This is a genomic window from Pseudomonas sp. AIG, assembly GCF_977020205.1.
Window position 1 is genome coordinate 1 of sequence record NZ_CDROCK010000062.1, and the last position, 18,859, is coordinate 18,859.

At 58.4% G+C, this 18,859-nt stretch carries 18 protein-coding genes and 2 tRNA genes; 15 read left to right on the forward strand and 5 right to left on the reverse strand.

Annotated elements, in window-relative coordinates; translation table 11 throughout:
• Positions 1 to 144 precede the first annotated feature (144 nt).
• The 5 genes from ACWR1S_RS26785 to ACWR1S_RS26805 all read left to right on the forward strand — a co-directional run bounded on the left by ACWR1S_RS26785 (position 145) and on the right by ACWR1S_RS26805 (position 6,294).
• Positions 145 to 221, forward strand: a tRNA-Asp gene (locus ACWR1S_RS26785).
• Between the two features lie 498 nt (positions 222 to 719).
• Complete coding sequence (locus ACWR1S_RS26790) at positions 720 to 3,551, forward strand: xanthine dehydrogenase family protein molybdopterin-binding subunit (RefSeq protein ID WP_454565609.1); 2,832 nt, start codon at positions 720 to 722, stop codon at positions 3,549 to 3,551.
• On the forward strand, positions 3,544 to 4,083 hold the full coding sequence (locus ACWR1S_RS26795; protein ID WP_077571933.1) for a (2Fe-2S)-binding protein: 540 nt from the start codon (positions 3,544 to 3,546) through the stop codon (positions 4,081 to 4,083). The genes ACWR1S_RS26790 and ACWR1S_RS26795 overlap by 8 nt, the downstream gene beginning before the upstream one ends.
• 2 nt (positions 4,084 to 4,085) lie before the next feature.
• Positions 4,086 to 5,321, forward strand: coding sequence for a c-type cytochrome (locus tag ACWR1S_RS26800; RefSeq protein ID WP_454565610.1), 1,236 nt, complete (start codon positions 4,086 to 4,088; stop codon positions 5,319 to 5,321).
• A gap of 1 nt (position 5,322) precedes the next feature.
• Positions 5,323 to 6,294, forward strand: a complete 972-nt coding sequence (locus ACWR1S_RS26805) for an XdhC family protein (protein WP_454565611.1) — start codon at positions 5,323 to 5,325, stop codon at positions 6,292 to 6,294.
• A gap of 43 nt (positions 6,295 to 6,337) precedes the next feature.
• On the opposite strand, the gene ACWR1S_RS26810 is transcribed toward ACWR1S_RS26805, so the two are convergent.
• Positions 6,338 to 7,621, reverse strand: a complete 1,284-nt coding sequence (locus ACWR1S_RS26810; RefSeq protein ID WP_454565612.1) for an NAD(P)/FAD-dependent oxidoreductase — start codon at positions 7,619 to 7,621, stop codon at positions 6,338 to 6,340.
• A 183-nt stretch (positions 7,622 to 7,804) separates the two neighbouring features.
• Here ACWR1S_RS26810 and ACWR1S_RS26815 point away from each other — a divergent pair.
• Positions 7,805 to 7,881, forward strand: a tRNA-Val gene (locus ACWR1S_RS26815).
• A gap of 618 nt (positions 7,882 to 8,499) precedes the next feature.
• The gene (locus ACWR1S_RS26820; RefSeq protein WP_454565613.1) at positions 8,500 to 8,955 is read left to right on the forward strand and encodes a DUF2214 family protein; all 456 of its coding nucleotides are present in this window, start codon (positions 8,500 to 8,502) and stop codon (positions 8,953 to 8,955) included.
• 217 nt (positions 8,956 to 9,172) lie between these two features.
• Here ACWR1S_RS26820 and csrA read toward each other — a convergent pair whose 3' ends face one another.
• Entirely contained in the window at positions 9,173 to 9,367 is a 195-nt protein-coding gene (csrA, locus tag ACWR1S_RS26825; RefSeq protein ID WP_003179932.1) for a carbon storage regulator CsrA, read from the reverse strand.
• Between the two features lie 250 nt (positions 9,368 to 9,617).
• Between csrA and ACWR1S_RS26830 the strand changes: the two genes are divergently transcribed.
• Together ACWR1S_RS26830 and ACWR1S_RS26835 are read left to right on the forward strand one after the other, a co-directional pair.
• Positions 9,618 to 9,986, forward strand: coding sequence for an SPOR domain-containing protein (locus ACWR1S_RS26830; protein WP_454565614.1), 369 nt, complete (start codon positions 9,618 to 9,620; stop codon positions 9,984 to 9,986).
• Between the two features lie 86 nt (positions 9,987 to 10,072).
• Positions 10,073 to 10,984 carry a siderophore-interacting protein gene (locus ACWR1S_RS26835; protein WP_454565615.1) on the forward strand — a complete coding sequence of 304 codons (912 nt, stop codon included), beginning with the start codon at positions 10,073 to 10,075 and terminating at the stop codon, positions 10,982 to 10,984.
• 57 nt (positions 10,985 to 11,041) lie between these two features.
• Here ACWR1S_RS26835 and ACWR1S_RS26840 read toward each other — a convergent pair whose 3' ends face one another.
• The 3 genes from ACWR1S_RS26840 to ACWR1S_RS26850 all read right to left on the reverse strand — a co-directional run bounded on the left by ACWR1S_RS26840 (position 11,042) and on the right by ACWR1S_RS26850 (position 13,290).
• Complete coding sequence (locus ACWR1S_RS26840) at positions 11,042 to 11,731, reverse strand: endonuclease (protein ID WP_034152754.1); 690 nt, start codon at positions 11,729 to 11,731, stop codon at positions 11,042 to 11,044.
• A gap of 4 nt (positions 11,732 to 11,735) precedes the next feature.
• A complete protein-coding gene (locus ACWR1S_RS26845; protein WP_166219800.1) occupies positions 11,736 to 12,005 on the reverse strand; it encodes a DUF1654 domain-containing protein in 270 nt (89 codons plus the stop codon).
• 196 nt (positions 12,006 to 12,201) lie between these two features.
• Complete coding sequence (locus ACWR1S_RS26850; RefSeq protein ID WP_034152752.1) at positions 12,202 to 13,290, reverse strand: asparaginase; 1,089 nt, start codon at positions 13,288 to 13,290, stop codon at positions 12,202 to 12,204.
• On the opposite strand from ACWR1S_RS26850, the gene ACWR1S_RS26855 reads away from it, so the two are divergent.
• The 6 genes from ACWR1S_RS26855 to ACWR1S_RS26880 all read left to right on the forward strand — a co-directional run bounded on the left by ACWR1S_RS26855 (position 13,274) and on the right by ACWR1S_RS26880 (position 18,853).
• Positions 13,274 to 13,453 carry a hypothetical protein gene (locus tag ACWR1S_RS26855; protein WP_454565616.1) on the forward strand — a complete coding sequence of 60 codons (180 nt, stop codon included), beginning with the start codon at positions 13,274 to 13,276 and terminating at the stop codon, positions 13,451 to 13,453. The two genes, ACWR1S_RS26850 and ACWR1S_RS26855, sit on opposite strands and share 17 nt — an antisense overlap.
• Before the next feature lie 185 nt (positions 13,454 to 13,638).
• Positions 13,639 to 14,088, forward strand: coding sequence for a hypothetical protein (locus ACWR1S_RS26860; RefSeq protein WP_454565617.1), 450 nt, complete (start codon positions 13,639 to 13,641; stop codon positions 14,086 to 14,088).
• Positions 14,089 to 14,289: 201 nt separating this feature from the next.
• On the forward strand, positions 14,290 to 15,246 hold the full coding sequence (locus ACWR1S_RS26865; RefSeq protein ID WP_137217982.1) for a sugar ABC transporter substrate-binding protein: 957 nt from the start codon (positions 14,290 to 14,292) through the stop codon (positions 15,244 to 15,246).
• 56 nt (positions 15,247 to 15,302) lie between these two features.
• Positions 15,303 to 16,856 carry a sugar ABC transporter ATP-binding protein gene (locus ACWR1S_RS26870; protein ID WP_454565618.1) on the forward strand — a complete coding sequence of 518 codons (1,554 nt, stop codon included), beginning with the start codon at positions 15,303 to 15,305 and terminating at the stop codon, positions 16,854 to 16,856.
• Positions 16,853 to 17,830 carry an ABC transporter permease gene (locus tag ACWR1S_RS26875; protein ID WP_007913478.1) on the forward strand — a complete coding sequence of 326 codons (978 nt, stop codon included), beginning with the start codon at positions 16,853 to 16,855 and terminating at the stop codon, positions 17,828 to 17,830. The genes ACWR1S_RS26870 and ACWR1S_RS26875 overlap by 4 nt, the downstream gene beginning before the upstream one ends.
• 3 nt (positions 17,831 to 17,833) lie before the next feature.
• Entirely contained in the window at positions 17,834 to 18,853 is a 1,020-nt protein-coding gene (locus tag ACWR1S_RS26880) for a LacI family DNA-binding transcriptional regulator (protein WP_454565619.1), read from the forward strand.
• Positions 18,854 to 18,859 lie beyond the last annotated feature (6 nt).

The window sequence follows — 18,859 nt, forward strand, 5'->3', positions numbered from 1 at the left end:
ACCGGCCTGTCACGCCGGGGGTCGCGGGTTCGAGTCCCGTCCGCTGCGCCATATTTCACGAATCAGGCTTGTCTGGTTCGCGATTGCAAAGCACCGAAGCTTGCAGTCAAAACGAGTTACTTGAGCGCAAGCTCAAAGCGATACGCAGCGGTAGTTCAGTCGGTTAGAATACCGGCCTGTCACGCCGGGGGTCGCGGGTTCGAGTCCCGTCCGCTGCGCCATATCTGCTTCAAGGACCACTGAACGCCTTGAAGCACCGAAAGCAGCCAATGGCTGATTCGGAATCGATAGCAAAGACCCTGGTCGAAAGACCGGGGTTTTTTGTGTCTGAAATTTGGCTTTTCCTCTCCGCTCCTTTTGCCTGATTCTGAATCCGACACAAATCCCCATGTGGGAGCGAGCCTGCTCGCGAATGCGGTGTATCAGCAAAAAATGCGCTGACTGACACTGCGCCTTCGCGAGCAGGCTCGCTCCCACAGGGGGATGTCTATTGGTTCGGTAATCTGCTGCGGTGTCACGTCGCATTGATTTTTTGATTCTTTAGTCAAATTTTTGTAACTGGTTGTTTGCTGCGAGCGCAGAAACCTTTAAAGTTAACCTTTCGGTCAGCTTTGCACTGTCAACACGCCCTTCGTTTAGCCAAGAAAGGCTTCTGCAAGACTCGAGATTCCCAGTAGATAACCAGAAGGGCGGACGTATAACCGCCCAGAGGATGATCCATGTCCAACCGTGATATATCCCGGCGCTCGTTCCTTCAGGGCGGGCTGGTGGCGGGTGTGAGCGTCACGCTCACACCGCTCAGCAGTCAGGCGCTGGCTGCCTTGATGGAAAACACTGTCACCGTGCCGTCCGAGAAATGGCTCGGCAACAACGGCAAGGCGCGTCAGCGTAACGACGCACTGTCCAAGGTCTGCGGCAGCAAAGTCTTTGCCCGCGACATCCGCTCCAAGGACATGCCGGGCTGGCCTGAGCAGCAAGGCCACGCCATGTTGCTGAAAACCATCAAGGCCGATCGCATTTACGCCGGCTACGACCTGTCGTGGCTCGGCGCCGACTTGCAGCCTGACCGGATCGTCACCGCCGCTGACCTGGACAAGGACGGCATCGTCTTCCCGGAAGAGCACGCCCCTGATCCACTGCTGCCGGAAGGCAAGGTGCCGATGTTCATCGGTCACCCGGTGGCGATCCTGATCTGGAACGATTTCGAGCGTTTCCGTCAGGCCAAGAACAAACTCAAATTCAATGACAAAGCGATTCGTTACGGTGCACAAGTGCCGTATTACGAAGGCGACCCCTACGGCAGCTTCCGCTATGTGCGCGTCGGCGGCCCGACCTCGGCCGATGAAGATGAATTCGCCAGCCTGAAGGACTCGATCCTCTTTCCGATGCTGAAGAACCGTCGTCCGGTATGGAATTCCCAGCCGAACCTGCACGGCAACTTGACCGAGCGCGGTCTGTTCTATGCCGACCGCATGAAGAAAGAGATCGATACGCCACCGGACAACTGGCTGGTGTTCGATGAGCGCTACAAAACCCCGTCGATCGAGCCGGCCGCGATGGAGCCGGACAACGGCAACGGCTGGTACGACCCGAAAACCAAAACCCTGCACTTCGTGGTGGCTACCCAGTGCCCGCTGGAAGCTGCGACCGAGACCGCGAAAATGATCGCGCCGTCGCGCTTCGGCCTCGACAACCTGAACATGCACCCGGGTTACACCGTCGGTTACGGTTCCAAAGACCACAACATCTTCGTTTACTACGCAGCCCTTGCTGCGCTGTACGGCGCCGGCGTGCCAGTGCGTCTGGCCAACGACCGCTACGAACAATTCCAGAGTGGCATCAAGCGCCACCCGTTCGACATCCGCTATCAATTGGCCGTGGACAAGAACGACTACAGCTTCAAGATTTTCCGCGCCGAAATGAGCGTCGACGGTGGTGGCCGGATCAACTACAGCCCGTCGGTTGCCGCCGTTGGCGCCACGGCCGCGCAGTCGATCTACTACATGCCGCAGAACGACCTGCAGGTCACCGCCTACCACTCGCGCGCTGTTGAGGCGGGCTCGATGCGTGGCTACGGCACTCTGCAAAGCATGGCGGCGACCGAGATGATGGTCGATGAAATCGCCAACCGCCTCGGTGTCGACGCGATCGACCTGCGTCGCAAGAACGCCTTGCGTTCCGGCATGAAAAACACCCAGGGCGCGGTCCCGGCCGGTGCGCTGCGCCTGCACGAAATTCTCGACAAGGCTTCGGTGCACGAAGTCTGGAAAAACCGCGACGCGATCAAGAAACAGCGCGAAGCCGCCGACCCGGACAACTGGTACGGTGTCGGTTTCGCCATTTGTCAGAAGGACTTCGGCACCGGTTCCGAAGCGCCAATGGCCAGCATCGAATTCACCGCCGACGGTCGCATTACCCTGCGCCACATCGGTATCGAAATCGGTACCGGCATGTCCACCTCGCAAGCTCTGGTCGTCGCCGACTTCCTCGGCAGTCCGGCGCACGAAGTGAAGACCGGCGAAACCGAATGGAAGGAAATGCAACTGATCACCAGCGGCAACCCTTACATCATGAGCCAGGCCGAACAGGACAATCTGCTGCGCAACCCGCGTTGGGTCGGCAAATTGGCTTCGGCCTCGTCGGCGACCAACTCGGCGTACTACTTCAGTCACGCCACCCGTGAAGCGGCGCGCGTGCTGTTCAACAACGGTTTGTGGCCGGCGGCCATGGAAATCTGGCGTCAGGGTCCTTATGGCGGTCAAGCCAACCCTTACGTCGTGCGTCGCGAAGATGCGCACTGGGTCGACGGCAAACTCACCGCCAACGGCATGCAGCCGCTGAGCTTCGAAGAGCTGGCCAAACATGCTCACGAGCATGGTCTGGTGACCGGCGCCACCGTTCACGCGTTCAACCGCTGGAGCTGGGCCGAGGCCGAATACAGCATCGATGGCGTGCGCGAGCGTCTGCCGCTCGACGGTCTGGCCGTGAAATATGGCGATGGTGCGCCGAAAGCGAAGAAAGCGTTGATGAGCACGGCGGGCTTCCACCTGCTCGATCGCCAGAACATCAATTACCCGGTTGTTCAGCTGAACAACGCTGCCGTGACTTACTACAGCCCGGTCGCCACGTTGGTCGAGTTGAAGGTCAACAAAGGTTCGGCTCAAGTCGAAGTGCTCAACCACCATTCGTGGGTCGAGTGCGGTCGTGTGTTGGTCGAGGAATTGGTCAAGGGCCAGCTCGAGGGCGGTATCGCCATGGGTATTGGTCACGCCTTGATGGAAGAGATGCCGCTGTATGAAGGCGGGCCGGGGGAGGGTGACTGGAACTTCAACCGTTACCGGCTGCCGATGGCGCGCCACGTTGCCGTGTGGAAACAGACGTCGGAGATTCTCCCGGCGCTATCGCCAAGCGACCCGTCCAAAGGCATCGCCGAAGTGGTGATGATCCCGATTGTCGGTGCCATCGGTAACGCCGTGGCGCACGCCATCGGTAAACGTGTTCGCGACCTGCCAATCACTGCTGCGCGCATCAAGGAGGCCCTCAATGGCTAACCGTCCGCTTCAACTGACCCTCAATGGTCAATCCGTCGGCCCGGTGGACATCCCTGATGACCTGCCGATGATCGACTACCTGCACGAATACAAAAACCTCACCGGTTCGCGTCTGGGCTGCGGCCAGGGCATCTGCCACGCCTGCGTGGTGATCGTCGATAACCCGGATGGCACCAGTGAGGAGGTGCGCACCTGCATCACCGGCGCGCATTATTTCGAAGGCAAGAAAGTCCGCACCATCGAAGCTCACGCCAAGCGTGATGAGGCGGGCCAGGTCACCGAACTGAACCCGATCCAGCAGCGCTTTGTTGACGAGTTCGCTTTCCAGTGCAGCTACTGCGCGCCAGGTTTCGTCAACGCCGCGACCGTGCTGGTCGAGAAGCTGCAGCGCCAGCCGATCGTGCAGAGCAAGCTCGAACAAGTCATCGAGGACAGCCTCGGCCATCACGTCTGCCGTTGCACCGGGTACGTGCGTTATTACAACGCCACCCGCAACGTGCTGACCGATCTCGGCCTGGTCAAGGAGGGTTAAGCATGAAGCTTTTTCTGACCCGCCTGACCCTGGCGGTCGGCCTCGCTGCGCCGGTGTTGTTTGCCCACGCCGATGATCAGGTCAAGCGCGGCGAGTACCTTGCCCGCGCGGCCGACTGCATGGCTTGCCACACTGCACCGGGCGGCGCGCCATTTGCCGGCGGCCTGCCGATCGTCTCGCCGTTCGGCACGATCTACGGCACCAACATCACCCCGAGCAAAGAGCACGGCATCGGTTTGTACAGCGACGACGAATTCTTCGCTGCGCTGACCGAAGGCAAGCGTCGCGACGGTGCGAACCTGTATCCGGCGATGCCGTACACCTCGTATCACCTGATGCCGCGTGAAGACTCGGACGCGATCCATGCCTACCTGAAAACCATCGAGCCGATCGAGCGTGCAGCCCCGGTCACCAGTCTGACTTTCCCGTTCAATGTACGTCCGGGCCTGATCGGCTGGAACATGATGTACGGCAAAGCGCTGAAGCTGGAGCCAGCCGACGGCAAAAGCGAGGCGTGGAAGCGCGGCCAGTACATGGTCGAAGTCCTCGGTCACTGCGGCGAATGCCACACCCCGCGCGGTCTGCCGGGTGCGATGCAGTTGGATAAGCGCCTGACCGGCGGCATCCTCAATGGCTACCTGGCGCCGAGCCTGCTGGCCACTGATCTGGCCGCGCGCGGCTGGAACGAGCAGGATCTGGGCACGTTTCTCAAGCACGGCATGAGCGCGCAAGGGACGATGTTCAACGAGATGTTCCCGGTGTTCCACAACAGCACCCAAGGCTTGAACGATGCTGATCTGGCAGCGATGGCGACGTTCCTGCTCGGCGACAAACCGCCAGCCGCCAAAGCGCTCGTCGAAGTGCCAGTAGAGAAACTCAGCGCCAGCGCCCAGCGCGGCCGTCAGGAATACCTGAACGTCTGCGCCGGCTGTCACGCGGCGGGTGGCGAGGGCAAGCCGCACATCGCGGTGGCCATGCGCGGCAACACCACGTTGCGCCTGGAAGACCCGCGCAATCTGTTGCGGGTGATCGAGGACGGTATCGGCGAACAGAAATTCTCCGGTTTCGAGCACATGCAACCGATGCCGGGTTTTGCCGACAAGCTCAGTCCTGAACAACTGACCGATCTGCTCAACTACCTGCGTCAAGGCTGGGGTGGGCAGTCTGCTGAGCTGGCGGTGAGTGAAGTACAGAAGCTGCAAGCCGACGCACCGTCCATCGAGCACAAGGCGCACTGACATGCAGCATCTCGATCTACAAGTGGTGCGCCGCGCGCTGGAGTGGTCGGTGGCGGGGCAGCGCATCTGGCTCTGCACCGTGCTGACCACTTATGGCTCGGCACCGCGCGCGCCGGGTTCGCTGCTGGCGGTGAACGAAGGCGCGCAGTGGATCGGCTCGCTGTCCGGCGGTTGTGTCGAGGAAGATTTTCTGGAGCGCGTCGCCGAAGGTGCGTTTCTCGATGCAGTCAATGTCGTGCGTTACGGCGAAGGCGATGATCCGCGTTCGCGGGTCAGCCTGCCTTGTGGCGGCATTCTTGATGTGCTGGTTGAGAAATTTGACGCTGACTGTGAGGTGCAGGCGCATCTGCGTGAATTGGAATCGGCGCTGCTCGGTCAGCGTCGCTTGATTCGCGAGGTCGATCTGGCCAGCGGTGCGCGCAGTCTGTTCGCTGATCGCGAGCAGGGTGCGCGGATCGAGCGTGAGATTGATCGGGTGCGCATTCGTGTTGGCGCGGCGCAGCGTCTGTTGCTCGCCGGCTACTCCAGCGTGGCGCAGGCCTGTGCCGAGTTTGCCGTGGGTCTCGGGTTTGAGGTGATTCTCTGTGATCCGCGCGATGAAGTGCTCGAAGGCGTGGTGCTGGATGGCGTGGAGATTCGTCGGCAATTGCCGTCGGTGTTTATTGCCGACGGAGGCTGCCATCGCGATACGGCGGTCGTGGCGCTGACCCACGATCCGCGCATCGACGATCTGGCGATGATGGAAGCGGTGCGCACTGAAGCCTTTTACATTGGCGTGATGGGTTCGCAGCAGACTTCGCAGAAGCGTTTCGAACGGTTGCGTCGGATTGGCGGCTTGGGCGAGGCTGAGCTGGCGCGGATTCATGCGCCGATCGGTCTGAACCTCGGCAGCAAGACGCCGGCGGAAATTGCGCTGGCGGTGCTGGCGGATATCTTGCGGATTCGTAGCGGGATTGCTCGGGATCAGCTCTGAGTGCTGTGTTTAATAAAAAGGGCCGCGATCAGCGGCCCTTTTTTTACATCCCGAATTTATCGCGCAGTCCGTAATACCACGCGCCCAGTGCGGCAAACGGTGTGCGCAACAGTTGCCCGCCGGGGAACGGGTAGTGCGGCAAGTCGGCAAACGCATCGAAGCGCTCAGCCTGACCGCGCAGCGCCTCAGCCAATACCTTGCCGGCCAGATGCGTGTAAGTCACGCCATGGCCGCTGCAGCCTTGCGAGTAATAGATGTTGTCGCCCAGGCGCCCAACCTGTGGCAAGCGCGACAGGGTCAGCAGGAAATTTCCGGTCCAGGCGTAATCAATCTTCACATCCTTGAGTTGCGGGAAAGCCTTGAGCATCTTCGGGCGAATGATCGCTTCGATATTCGCCGGATCGCGCGCGCCATACACCACGCCGCCGCCGAAGATCAGGCGTTTGTCACCCGTGAGGCGGTAGTAGTCGAGCAGGTAATTGCAGTCTTCAACGCAGTAGTCCTGCGGCAGCAGCGCTTTCGCCAGCTCATCACCCAGCGGCTCTGTGGTGATCACCTGGGTGCCGCATGGCATCGATTTGGCCGCCAGTTCCGGCACCAGATTGCCGAGATAGGCGTTGCCGGCGACGATAATGAACTTGGCCCTGACCTTGCCTTGCGGCGTATGCACCACCGGGTTGGCGCCGCGCTCGATGCGCACGGCAGGCGATTGTTCATAGATAGTGCCGCCGAGGGACTCGACCGCCGCCGCTTCGCCGAGCGCGAGGTTCAGCGGATGAATGTGCCCGCCGCTCATGTCGAGCATACCGCCGACGTATTGATCGCATGCCACCACTTCGCGGATGCGGCGTTGATCGAGCAATTCGAGTTGCGTATGACCGAAGCGCTCCCAGAGGCGCTTCTGCGATTCCAGGTGGCCCATCTGCTTGGCTGTCAGCGCGGCGAACACGCCGCCGTCCTTCAGGTCGCACTGGATGTTGTACTTGGCCACGCGCTCGCGAATGATCCGGCCGCCCTCGAACGCCATATGTCCGAGTAGTTGCGCCTGCTTCGGGCCGACACTGCGCTCGATGACGTCGATGTCTCGGCTATAACTGTTAACGATCTGCCCGCCATTACGCCCGGAGGCGCCGAAACCGACCTTGGCCGCTTCCAGCACGGTGACGCGAAAACCGCTTTCCAACAGAAACAGAGCAGAGGACAGCCCGGTATACCCGGCGCCGATCACACAGACGTCCGTCTCCACAGCATCCTGCAAGGCAAGGCGGGGCGGTACGGCATTGGCCGACGCAGCGTAATAGGACTCTGGGTAAAGGGTGTTCGCCATCCTGCAGCCTCTGTTTAATATATTTTACGAGTGCGTCGATCCTACCCGAGTTGAAAAACCTCCGCCAGCCACCGGAAAATCTTCGTTGCCGACCCAAAATTAAATATTTTGCATATTCATAGGGTTAGGTGAAAAAAAGGTGTTGACACCCCTCCGGAATTCCGTAGAATGCCGCCTCACAGCAGGCACGTAGCTCAGTTGGTTAGAGCACCACCTTGACATGGTGGGGGTCGTTGGTTCGAGTCCAATCGCGCCTACCAAACAAAATCCGCTCTGCTGGGCGGTCTAGAAGGGCTCACCGAAAGGTGGGCCCTTTTTTGTTGTCTGCGATTTGCAAAACTTTTGCAAAACCCTCATCAGAGCGTCAACTCGACTTCGCGTTTAGTCGATCTCAGGGCATTCGAAATACCATGTGAGGACTGATGATCCACTGCGAGTCGTGCTTCATCGTTTAGCGGTCCTTGCTGAATGGCGTGCGCAAGTTTTCGTCGTGCCTCCCACCCATGATCGAATTTCTGCGTCGTCGGGTCAGGCAATTGGCTGACTATTCACCGTTCGTCGCCAGCGCCCTTTGAAAAAGTGTGGATATTGAACAGGTTACGACTGTTACTAACCAACCGGTTATCAAAAAAATGTTGTTACTGTTCGTGGGATTAAGTAACATTCGCCCCGCGTTCACCACCACGGTTTATGCATTTTTAAATCCCAAGCTTCCATCAGCTGCTTGGGATTTTTTTTGCCTGCGATTTGCCTCAACTGGCTGAAATTTCTCCTTTCGATCTCTCCTGAAGGCCTGGCGACACCCCGCAGGCAAATCCTTGTTTTTTCAACTACTACTGACTGGCCGATGTTCAACTCTTTGCGATGAGGGTGTATCGATGCTGGTTCATTGGTTTCTTGCAGCTGTTCATCTGCTGGCATTTGCCTTGGGTTTTTGGGCGGTACTGACGCGTGGGACGGCGTTCAGTCGCCTGGTCGCCGGGACGGGGGAAGCCGGGCGGGTTCTGCTGGCTGACAATTTCTGGGGGATTTGCGCGCTGATCTTGTTGATCACAGGCGGGATGCGTGCCTTTGGCGGTTACGAAAAAGGCACTGACTATTATCTTCATCAGCCGCTGTTTCACCTGAAGATGACGCTGTTCGTTCTGATTCTGTTGATGGAGCTTGCGCCGATGATCACACTGATCAAGTGGCGGATCGCCAAGGCGCGGGGGACGGTACTCGATACCGGGAGAGCAAAGTTGTTTGCACGCATCAGTCACGTCGAAGCGCTGCTACTGGTGCTGATGATGGTTGCAGCCACAGGCATGGCACGTGGTGTGACGTTCGGGTAGGAAGGCGAATTCCCTTCGCTCTATCGGAAATGTCCGACAGCCAGCCTTGAGAATGCTCGGTAGTATCGATCAGCAGAAAGGGTGGGAGGGTAACGCGGAAGGCTCATGTGTCAGGCGCCGTACCCAGCGAGGTGGGAGCGGATGGCAAAACGGCGCGTGAATCTCTAGCCAGTCATTCCACAAGGTAAAACGGACTGGCTACTGACTGCGAGGCGGCTCAGGGAGTTTGTGGCTTGTCCGGGGCGGTCAGGCCAGCCTGAATGCGCTGGTAAATCTCTTCACGGTGCACGGCAACGTTTTTCGGAGCGTTGATACCAATACGGACCTGTTGGCCGCTAACGCCCAGAATGGTGATAGTGATGTCATCACCGATGTTTATGCTTTCACCGACTTTGCGGGTGAGTATCAGCATGGTCTTCTCCTTGATTGCTTTGTAGGGCACCTGATTCAGACAGTGCAGAGGTCGGTGGTACGTATAGATTAGTGCGAAGTCTCACGGTTTGGGTGCCTCTTTCTGACGCGCAGACGCGGCATTAATTCCCAGGGCGTAACTATACAGAGGCTGCAGGCATCAATCTCGTTGTTTTGTGCCCATTTTGCGGGGCTCGCGAAGTATTTATGAATGATAAGATCGCGGCTTTGAGAATTTCGAGGAAAGCGTTGTGCGCAAATTGGTTTGGGTAGTCGCGGCACTGGTATTGGCAGGGTGTGGTGAAGGCAAGAATGCAGACGCACCAAAACCACAGTCGGCAGCAGTGACGGCGCCGGCGGCGGCCGCTGCACCACAATGGGATCTCGAAGTGCGCGGTGAAACGCCACAGGCTGTCAGCGACCTGAGTGGCTGGTTGATCGAACACGCCTTTGTGCCTACGGTGATCAAGGACAGCAGCGGTAAAACGCGGATTCTGATTGGCCCGTTCAACTCCCAGGCAGAAGCAGAAGCTCGCAAGGTTCAAGTGGATGCTGCGCTGGTGAAGGCCAAGAAACAAAACGTTGAATCGGTGTTGGTCGAGCATCCGCTCGCGCCGTAAACGTTCCGGTCGACGGAATCTCCTAAAGGCTCTCTAGCGCGACTCGTTCCTATTGAGTCGCTGATGATTTCCAGAAGGAGTTCCCCATGGCCTCCGCCAATCCCTACAAACTGTTCGATGTAACCTTGCATCGAAAAAAACGGTTGAGCCCGCACATGATGCGGATCACGCTCGTCGGCGCACCAGTTCGCGAAATGGCGACCTGGGCGCCGGATCAGCGTGTAAAGCTGTTTTTTCCTGCGGCCAATGGTTCGTACGAGAAGCTCTCTCAAGAGGACGGTTGGTACGCCCGGTTTCGCGCGATGCTGGCAGACCGGCGTCCGGTGATGCGTACCTACACCATCCGGCATTTGCGCGCGGAGCAAGGCGAAGTCGATATTGATTTTGTCCTGCATGGCGAGACCGGCCCGGCGTCTCGTTGGGCGCTGCATTCGCAACCGGGTGATTCGATGCAGATCCTCGCGCCCGATCGCCATTTCTCGGCGAAGGAGGCTGGAGGCTTCGAGTGGAAGCCGCCACAGGCTCTCAAGCAACTTTTGCTCGTTGCAGATGCGACGGCGCTGCCGGCGGCCATGGGCATTCTTGATGAGTTGGCGATGCTCGCCGAGCGACCACAAGTCCAGGCATTCTTTGAAGTGGACAGTGCTCAGGACATGCTCGACGTCCCTGATTGGCCAGGGTTGTCGATACGTTGGTTGATCCGGGATAGGGCGAACGAAACAATCGCGGGAGCGCTGATGGTGGAGGCGGTGAGGGCGGCGAGTCTACCCATCCACGCATCTTCAGCGGGACAAGCGATCGAATTGGCTGACGTCGACATAGAGAAGGACATCCTGTGGGAAATCGCCGGCACCGCCACTGAAGGCTTTTACGGTTGGATCGCCGGAGAGTCGGCGGCTGTGATGAGTTTGCGCAGGTACCTGATCAAAGAGTGTGGCGTGCCTCGTGAATCTCTAAATTTGATGGGTTACTGGCGACATAACAAAGCAGCCAACTAGGCACAAATAAAAAGGCCTCGAACATAGCGTTCGAGGCCTTTTCTTTTGCGTGGTCGGTCAACCACAGGCTTTCATATTTACCGGGCCGACAAATTCATTGCCGCGCCCCATCACGCACGCCACGCTCTGATTGCGCTGACGCTCCCAGTCCTGCACCGGATATGTCTTGTCCCACGCTTCATACAATTGCCGATCCTGTTTCGACAGGCGCAAGCCGTACTGCTTGCTCATGTAAAAATAAGTGCGGGCAATCATGCCGCGTATGGACGGGCGAGGCATGACCTTTTTCGCCTTGAAGTCGACCTGGGTCAGGCACGAGCCGTATTGCCCGGATTGCACTGGTAGCCAACCGTAACTGAAATTGCTGCGATCGCCATTGACCTCGCCAATGCTCGGCACCAGGTTATGCAGATCGGCTTCAGCCTTTTGATAGCTTGGGTCGTATCGGGTGCAGTTCTTGCGGCCACCTTCCTGCCAGCATTGGCGCTGATGGCCGAACTGCCAGGCCGGCACAATGTGTTCCCATTCAATGCGCGATGCGCGCTTGGCATTCTTGCGCGGTACGTAACCGCAGGCTTTCAGATCAACCTTGTTGCCGGTGTATTTACACCCGCAGTAAAACTCTGTGGACTGCGGCGCATAAAGCTTCCAGGCGACCTTCTTGGCTTCGGTAAAGGTGCGGGGTGCGCCAGCCTGGGCACCCATGGCGATGAACAAAAGCAGCAAAGCAAAACAGCGGACACTCATTGAATCAATCTTCCTTCGGTACAACCCAAAAAATCTGCACGCCACCGTCGTCGCGGTAGGCGAGGGTGACGTTGTCGTTCTCGTCGATTTCCTCAAGCAGGCGCTCCCACTCGTCCATCGGCTCGTCCGGCAGACGGAAGATCAGTGCGGCTTTGGCTTTTTGTGCGGTGGGGGAATTGATGATTTTCTGAACGCGCATGCCCATGCGTTCGTAAGCGTCAGGAGCATCAGGGGAGGTGGCCACGAGGTTATCCTTATTAAGCTGTACGTGCATACAGTATTTAACTGTAAGCATTTTCGCAACTGCTTAAAATTCAAGAAAATCCTCTGACAGCGGTTTTCTGAGTTTGGTGTAGGTCGTGTCGAATTTTTTGTGGGAAAAGTGCGAGAGCGTTGTGAGCGATGCACCACCCACCGGTCAGGCGAGTGGCGCAGGGTGCCCAATCAAGAATTGATTGGGCGAAGGTCCATCAATATTCCCAGAACATCCGTTGCAGCTCTTTGCTGTCGTTGGTTTTGGTCAGGGCGACCATTGCCAGGATGCGGGCTTTCTGCGGGTTCAGGTCGTGAGCAACAACCCAGTCGTATTTGTCGTCTGGCTGTTCGGCGTTACGCAGAACGAAGCCGCCAGCGTTGACGTGAGACGAACGAATGATTTGCACGCCATCCTTGCGCAGCGCTTGCAGGGCTGGAACCACGCGGGAGGAGACCGAGCCGTTACCGGTGCCGGCATGGATAATGGCCTTGGCACCGGATTGGGCGAGAGCCTTGTAGGCAGTATCGCTGACGTTGCCGTAGGAATAAGCGATTTCTACGTCAGGAAGGCTCTTGATGTTTTTGATGTCGAATTCCGAATCCATGGTGTGACGCTTGGCTGGCAAGCGGAACCAGTAGGATTTGCCTTCTACCACCATGCCCAGTGGGCCCCAGGCACTTTTGAAGGCTTCAGTCTTGATGTTGATCATCTTGCTGACGTCGCGACCGGACTGGATTTCGTCATTCATGGTCACCAGTACGCCTTTGCCATGCGCTTCTTTGCTGCTGGCCACGGCCACGGCGTTGTACAGGTTAAGCATGCCATCGGCGGACATGGCAGTGCCCGGACGCATCGAACCGACGACGATGATCGGCTTGTCGGTTTTTTCCACCAGGTTTAGGAAGTAAGCGGTTTCTTCCAGGGTGTCGGTGCCGTGGGTAATGACGATGCCGTCGACGTCTTTGCTGTCGGCCAGTTCGGCCACGCGGCGACCCAATTGCAGCAGGTTTTCGTTGGTGATGCTTTCCGAGGCAATCTGCATGACTTGTTCGCCGCGCACATTCGCCAGTTTGCTCAGCTCGGGAATGCCGGCGATCAATTGCTCTACGCCGACCTTTGCCGCTTGGTAGGTGGCGCTGTTGGCGGCGCTTGCGCCGGCGCCGGCGATGGTGCCGCCGGTGGCAAGTACTACGACGTTAGCGAGCTTGGTCTGGGTTTCGACTTCTTTCGCCTGAAGGGCGGTGGGCAGGAGCAGGAGAAGGGCCAAAGCGCCCGGAACCAAAGTGTTGAAAGCAGATTTCATTATTTTTCTCTCTAGTAGTGAGACGGTGCTGATGCAGGTTCATCTAGATGCACCCCAAGCCGATCTGGATGCCTGGGGTGCGGTGAAGGGAGCAGGATCTGTACCAGCCGTACTTTGCGTCAGAGAAATGTTTAACTCGATGATTTACATCAAGATTTTATGAGTTGGCAAATCGCGGGACGAATCGTTTATCCGGGTTTCCGAACAAAGGACGCTTTCGCGTTCGGCTCTCCGAAAAGGACTACTGCTTTTGTCGAGCGATTCGAGTGGACGGTTTCGGCTTTTGTGCTAAAGAAACCTTCACGGGGGCCGATGGTTGTTCAAGGAAACAGAATCTAGGGAGTTCACATGTCACTGACGGTCGGTTTATCTAATCCTGCGGCAGTCACCATCGGCGGCAAAACCGCAGCGACTATCAATGCATTGAGCGAGGCGGGAGCGGAAGCTTCCACCGAGGCGCTGGGCACTGAGAAAGAATCGACCAATCAGGTCAGGACCGGTGGTGCTGCCGCGCCAGAAGACAGCAAGGCTGAAAGCGGCGACAACCTGAGTGTCACGGTCAAGATGTTGCTCAAGCGCATGCAGGAACTGCAGAAGCAACTGCAGGAGCAGCAACAACAATTGGCGGCCGCACAAGCCAAGACCTATCCGACGCCTGAGGCGAAATCACAAGCGGTGATGTCCATTCAGGGGCAAATCGCGCAAACCAGCGCTGCGATGGCAGAAGTGGCCGGTGCACTGGTCAAGGAAATGACGAAGAGTTCTACCAGCGGTAACTTGGTCAGCACCACGGCATAAGCAGCGAAGGGGCGAGTCCGACGATTCGCCCTACAACAAATGACGATTTCTGATTGTTGACAAATGTCGGCGGGATTCGCATAGTTCGGTCTACGCAAACGTTTGCGTGGCGCTCCCGGCGCTTTATGGCCCGGCAGAAAGCCAAGTAGCTTACGCCAGCGCAAGCGTTGCTCACAATAATCATAAGATCGGAGTGAACCCATGAAGCTGCCATTCGCTGGACGTCTTCTTGCTGTCGCTATGCTGGCTGCCACAGCCGCCGCACTACCTGTCTCCTCGGCATTCGCCGAATCCGCCGAAAAACCTAAAGTTGCGCTGGTCATGAAGTCGTTGGCCAACGAATTCTTCCTGACCATGGAAGATGGCGCCAAGGCCTACCAGAAAGAACACTCCGCCGATTTCGACCTGATCTCCAATGGCATCAAGGATGAAACCGACACTGCTGGCCAGACCCGCATCGTCGAGCAAATGATCCTGGCCAAGGTCAATGCACTGGTGATCGCGCCTTCCGATTCCAAGGCCATGGTCCCGGTGATCAAGAAAGCTGTCGATGCCGGCATCACCGTGATCAACATCGACAACCAGCTCGACCCGGCCATCGTAAAAAGCAAAAACATCAGCGTGCCCTTCGTAGGTCCGGACAACCGTAAAGGTGCGCGCCTGGTCGGTGAATACCTGGCCAAGCAACTCAAGGCCGGTGACGAAGTCGGCATCATTGAAGGCGTGTCCACCACGACCAACGCTCAGCAACGTACCGCTGGTTTCAAGGATGCGATGGACGCGGCACAGATCAAGATCGTTTCCCTGCAATCCGGTGACTGGGAAATCGACAAGGGCAACAAGGTTGCTGCGTCGATCCTCAGCGAATACCCGGATGTCAAAGCATTGCTGGCGGGCAACGACAGCATGGCCGTAGGTGCTGTCTCCGCCGTGCGCGCCGCGGGCAAGGCTGGCAAGGTTCAAGTCGTCGGTTACGACAACATCAATGCCATCAAACCGATGCTGAAGGACGGTCGCGTGCTGGCTACTGCTGACCAGTTCGCTGCCAAACAAGCTGTGTTCGGCATCGAAACCGCGCTGAAAATCATCAAGGGCGAGAAAGTCGACAGCGGCGCCAACGGCGTGATCGAAACACCGGTCGAGCTGGTCACCCAGTAAGTCTTCTGGCGACACAACGGCGCTCGTCCGTCCGGGCGAGCGCATGGAGAGTTTTTATGTCAGTTTCCGCCCCGAACGCTGTCCTCTCGGTCAGCGGTATCGGTAAGACCTATGCGCAGCCGGTGCTTAGCGGCATCGATCTGACGCTGATGCGCGGTGAAGTGCTGGCGCTGACCGGCGAAAATGGTGCCGGCAAAAGCACCCTGTCGAAGATTATCGGCGGACTGGTCACCCCGACCACCGGCCAGATGCAATTCCAAGGCAAGGACTATCGTCCGGGCAGCCGTACCCAGGCTGAAGAGCTCGGCGTGCGGATGGTCATGCAAGAGCTCAATCTGTTGCCGACACTGTCGGTCGCGGAAAACCTGTTTCTCGACAACCTGCCAAGCAATGGCGGCTGGATCAGCCGCAAACAATTGCGCAAGGCCGCTATCGAAGCCATGGCGCAAGTGGGTCTCGACGCCATTGACCCGGATACGCTGGTCGGCGAGTTGGGTATCGGCCACCAGCAGATGGTCGAAATCGCCCGCAACCTGATCGGCGATTGCCATGTGTTGATCCTCGACGAGCCGACCGCGATGCTCACCGCGCGTGAAGTCGAAATGCTCTTTGAGCAGATCACTCGACTGCAGGCGCGTGGTGTCTCGATCATTTACATTTCCCACCGTCTCGAAGAACTTGCGCGCGTAGCGCAGCGCATTGCCGTGCTGCGTGACGGCAATCTGGTCTGTGTCGAGCCGATGGCCAATTACAACAGCGAGCAGTTGGTCACGCTGATGGTCGGTCGCGAATTGGGCGAGCATATCGACATGGGCCCGCGCAAGATCGGTGCTCCGGCGCTGACGATCAAAGGCTTGAGCCGTTCCGACAAAGTGCGCGATGTCTCCTTCGAAGTGCGTGCCGGCGAGATCTTCGGGATTTCCGGATTGATCGGGGCAGGGCGTACAGAGCTGTTGCGACTGATCTTCGGCGCAGACATGGCCGACAGCGGCAGCATTGCCCTCGGTTCGCCAGCCAAGGTCGTCAGTGTACGTTCGCCAGTCGATGCGGTGCGTAATGGCATCGCGTTGATTACCGAAGACCGTAAGGGTGAAGGTTTGCTGCTCAGTCAGTCGATCAGCGCCAACATCGCCCTCGGTAACATGCCGGAAATTTCCAGTGGTGGGGTCGTCAACAACAGCGACGAAATCGCTTTGGCACAGCGTCAGATCGACGCCATGCGCATCCGCAGTTCAAGTCCGACACAACTGGTCTCAGAGTTGTCTGGCGGCAACCAGCAGAAGGTCGTGATCGGCCGCTGGCTGGAACGTGACTGTTCGGTGCTGCTGTTCGACGAGCCGACCCGTGGTATCGACGTCGGCGCCAAGTTCGACATCTATGCCCTGCTCGGCGAACTGACGCGCCAGGGCAAAGCGCTGGTGGTGGTGTCCAGTGACCTGCGTGAACTGATGCTGATCTGCGACCGGATCGGCGTGTTGTCGGCAGGGCGGTTGATCGACACCTTCGAGCGCGACAGCTGGACCCAGGATGACTTGCTTGCCGCCGCGTTCGCCGGCTACCAAAAACGTGATGCGTTGCTCAACGAAGCGGCGCCTAGGGATCTCCCATGAAAACTGCATCTCCTGCCGGCAAACGTAGTGGCAACTTCTATGGTCTGGGCACTTATCTGGGGCTGGCCGGTGCCTTGCTGGCGATGATTGCGCTGTTCTCGGTCTTGAGCAGCCACTTTCTGTCCTATAACACCTTCAGCACGCTGGCCAACCAGATTCCTGACCTGATGGTGCTGGCGGTCGGCATGACTTTCGTGTTGATCATCGGCGGCATCGACCTGTCGGTGGGCTCGGTGCTCGCATTGGCTGCTTCGACCGTCAGCGTCGCGATTCTCGGCTGGGGATGGGGCGTTTTGCCGTCGGCATTGCTCGGCATGGCGGTGGCTGCATTGGCCGGTACGGTCACTGGTTCGATCACTGTGGCGTGGCGGATTCCATCGTTCATCGTCTCTCTGGGTGTGCTGGAAATGGCTCGGGGTCTGGCGTATCAGATGACCGGATCGCGCACCGCGTACATCGGTGATTCGTTCGCCTGGCTGTCGAACCCGATCGCGTTCGGCATCTCGCCATCGTTCATCATTGCCTTGCTGGTGATCATCATTGCCCAGGCCGTGTTGACCCGTACCGTATTCGGTCGTTACCTGATCGGCATCGGCACCAACGAAGAGGCGGTGCGGCTTGCGGGAATCAATCCCAAACCCTACAAGATTCTGGTCTTCAGCCTGATGGGTCTGCTCGCGGGTATCGCCGCGCTGTTTCAGATTTCCCGTCTGGAAGCCGCTGATCCGAATGCCGGTTCCGGTCTGGAGCTACAGGTGATCGCTGCTGTGGTAATCGGCGGTACCAGTCTGATGGGTGGACGCGGTTCGGTAATCAGCACGTTCTTCGGCGTGTTGATCATCTCGGTACTGGCGGCGGGTCTGGCGCAGATCGGCGCGACCGAGCCGACCAAACGAATCATTACTGGCGCCGTCATCGTGATCGCGGTGGTGCTCGATACTTATCGCAGTCAGCGCGCCAGTCGCCGGGGCTAAGACATGGCAACGATCAAGGACGTGGCAGCCCTCGCGGGAATTTCCTACACGACGGTGTCGCATGTGGTGAACAACACCCGGCCGGTCAGTCAGGAGGTGCGGCTGAAAGTCGAGGCGGCGATCAAGAGCCTCGACTACGTGCCGAGTGCGGTAGCGCGGTCACTGAAGGCCAAGACCACTGCAACCATTGGCCTGCTGGTGCCGAACAGTCTCAACCCGTACTTCGCGGAATTGGCCCGGGGCATTGAGGATTATTGCGAGCGTAACGGCTACTGCGTGATTCTCTGCAACTCCGACGATAATCCCGACAAGCAGCGCAGCTATTTGCGCGTCCTGCTCGAGAAGCGCATCGACGGTTTGATCGTTGCTTCCGCTGGCGGTGACAGCGGTCTGGCGCAGGGGCTGGCCGGGGTGAAAACGCCGATGGTCATCGTCGACCGTGGTCTGGACGGTGTCGATGCCGATCTGGTGCGCATCGACCACGAATACGGCGCTTACCTCGCGACCCGGCATTTGCTGGAATTGGGGCATCGCGACATCGCAACCATTGGCGGTCCGGCGAGTACCAGTGTGGCGCAGATGCGTCAGGCCGGATATTGCCGGGCGCTGAAAGAGGCGGGCATTGAAGTGCGACCAGCGCGCATGCTGGAAAGTGATTTCACCAGTACTGGCGGGTACAACGCGGCGGCGGTTCTGCTTGAGAACAATCCGCCGAGCGCAATCTTTGCCGGTAACGACATGATCGGTATCGGTGTGCTGCGTGCGGCGGCGGAGCGCAATGTTCGCGTGCCGAGCGAGCTGTCGGTGATCGGCTTTGACGATATCCAGATGAGCCGTTACGTGTATCCGGCACTCACCACTGTGGGGCAATCGATCCTGCAACTGGGCGAGATGGCGGCCGAAGTGCTGCTGCGAAGGATTGCTACGCCGAATATGGGCACTGATCAACGGATCGTGACCCCGAGTATTGTCTTGCGCGAATCGACCGCACCGTTGTCCGGCGTGTTCACCGAATACCGCTGAAACCGA

Coding starts and splice junctions, on each gene's coding strand:
- ACWR1S_RS26790 (WP_454565609.1), top strand. CDS start 720: ATGTCCAACCGTGATATATCCCGGCGCTCGTTCCTTCAGGGCGGGCTG.
- ACWR1S_RS26800 (WP_454565610.1), top strand. CDS start 4,086: ATGAAGCTTTTTCTGACCCGCCTGACCCTGGCGGTCGGCCTCGCTGCG.
- csrA (WP_003179932.1), bottom strand. CDS start 9,367: ATGCTGATACTCACCCGCAAAGTCGGTGAAAGCATAAACATCGGTGAT.
- ACWR1S_RS26805 (WP_454565611.1), top strand. CDS start 5,323: ATGCAGCATCTCGATCTACAAGTGGTGCGCCGCGCGCTGGAGTGGTCG.
- ACWR1S_RS26870 (WP_454565618.1), top strand. CDS start 15,303: ATGTCAGTTTCCGCCCCGAACGCTGTCCTCTCGGTCAGCGGTATCGGT.
- ACWR1S_RS26880 (WP_454565619.1), top strand. CDS start 17,834: ATGGCAACGATCAAGGACGTGGCAGCCCTCGCGGGAATTTCCTACACG.
- ACWR1S_RS26835 (WP_454565615.1), top strand. CDS start 10,073: ATGGCCTCCGCCAATCCCTACAAACTGTTCGATGTAACCTTGCATCGA.
- ACWR1S_RS26820 (WP_454565613.1), top strand. CDS start 8,500: ATGCTGGTTCATTGGTTTCTTGCAGCTGTTCATCTGCTGGCATTTGCC.
- ACWR1S_RS26875 (WP_007913478.1), top strand. CDS start 16,853: ATGAAAACTGCATCTCCTGCCGGCAAACGTAGTGGCAACTTCTATGGT.
- ACWR1S_RS26860 (WP_454565617.1), top strand. CDS start 13,639: ATGTCACTGACGGTCGGTTTATCTAATCCTGCGGCAGTCACCATCGGC.
- ACWR1S_RS26845 (WP_166219800.1), bottom strand. CDS start 12,005: ATGCACGTACAGCTTAATAAGGATAACCTCGTGGCCACCTCCCCTGAT.
- ACWR1S_RS26850 (WP_034152752.1), bottom strand. CDS start 13,290: ATGAAATCTGCTTTCAACACTTTGGTTCCGGGCGCTTTGGCCCTTCTC.
- ACWR1S_RS26840 (WP_034152754.1), bottom strand. CDS start 11,731: ATGAGTGTCCGCTGTTTTGCTTTGCTGCTTTTGTTCATCGCCATGGGT.
- ACWR1S_RS26810 (WP_454565612.1), bottom strand. CDS start 7,621: ATGGCGAACACCCTTTACCCAGAGTCCTATTACGCTGCGTCGGCCAAT.
- ACWR1S_RS26795 (WP_077571933.1), top strand. CDS start 3,544: ATGGCTAACCGTCCGCTTCAACTGACCCTCAATGGTCAATCCGTCGGC.
- ACWR1S_RS26865 (WP_137217982.1), top strand. CDS start 14,290: ATGAAGCTGCCATTCGCTGGACGTCTTCTTGCTGTCGCTATGCTGGCT.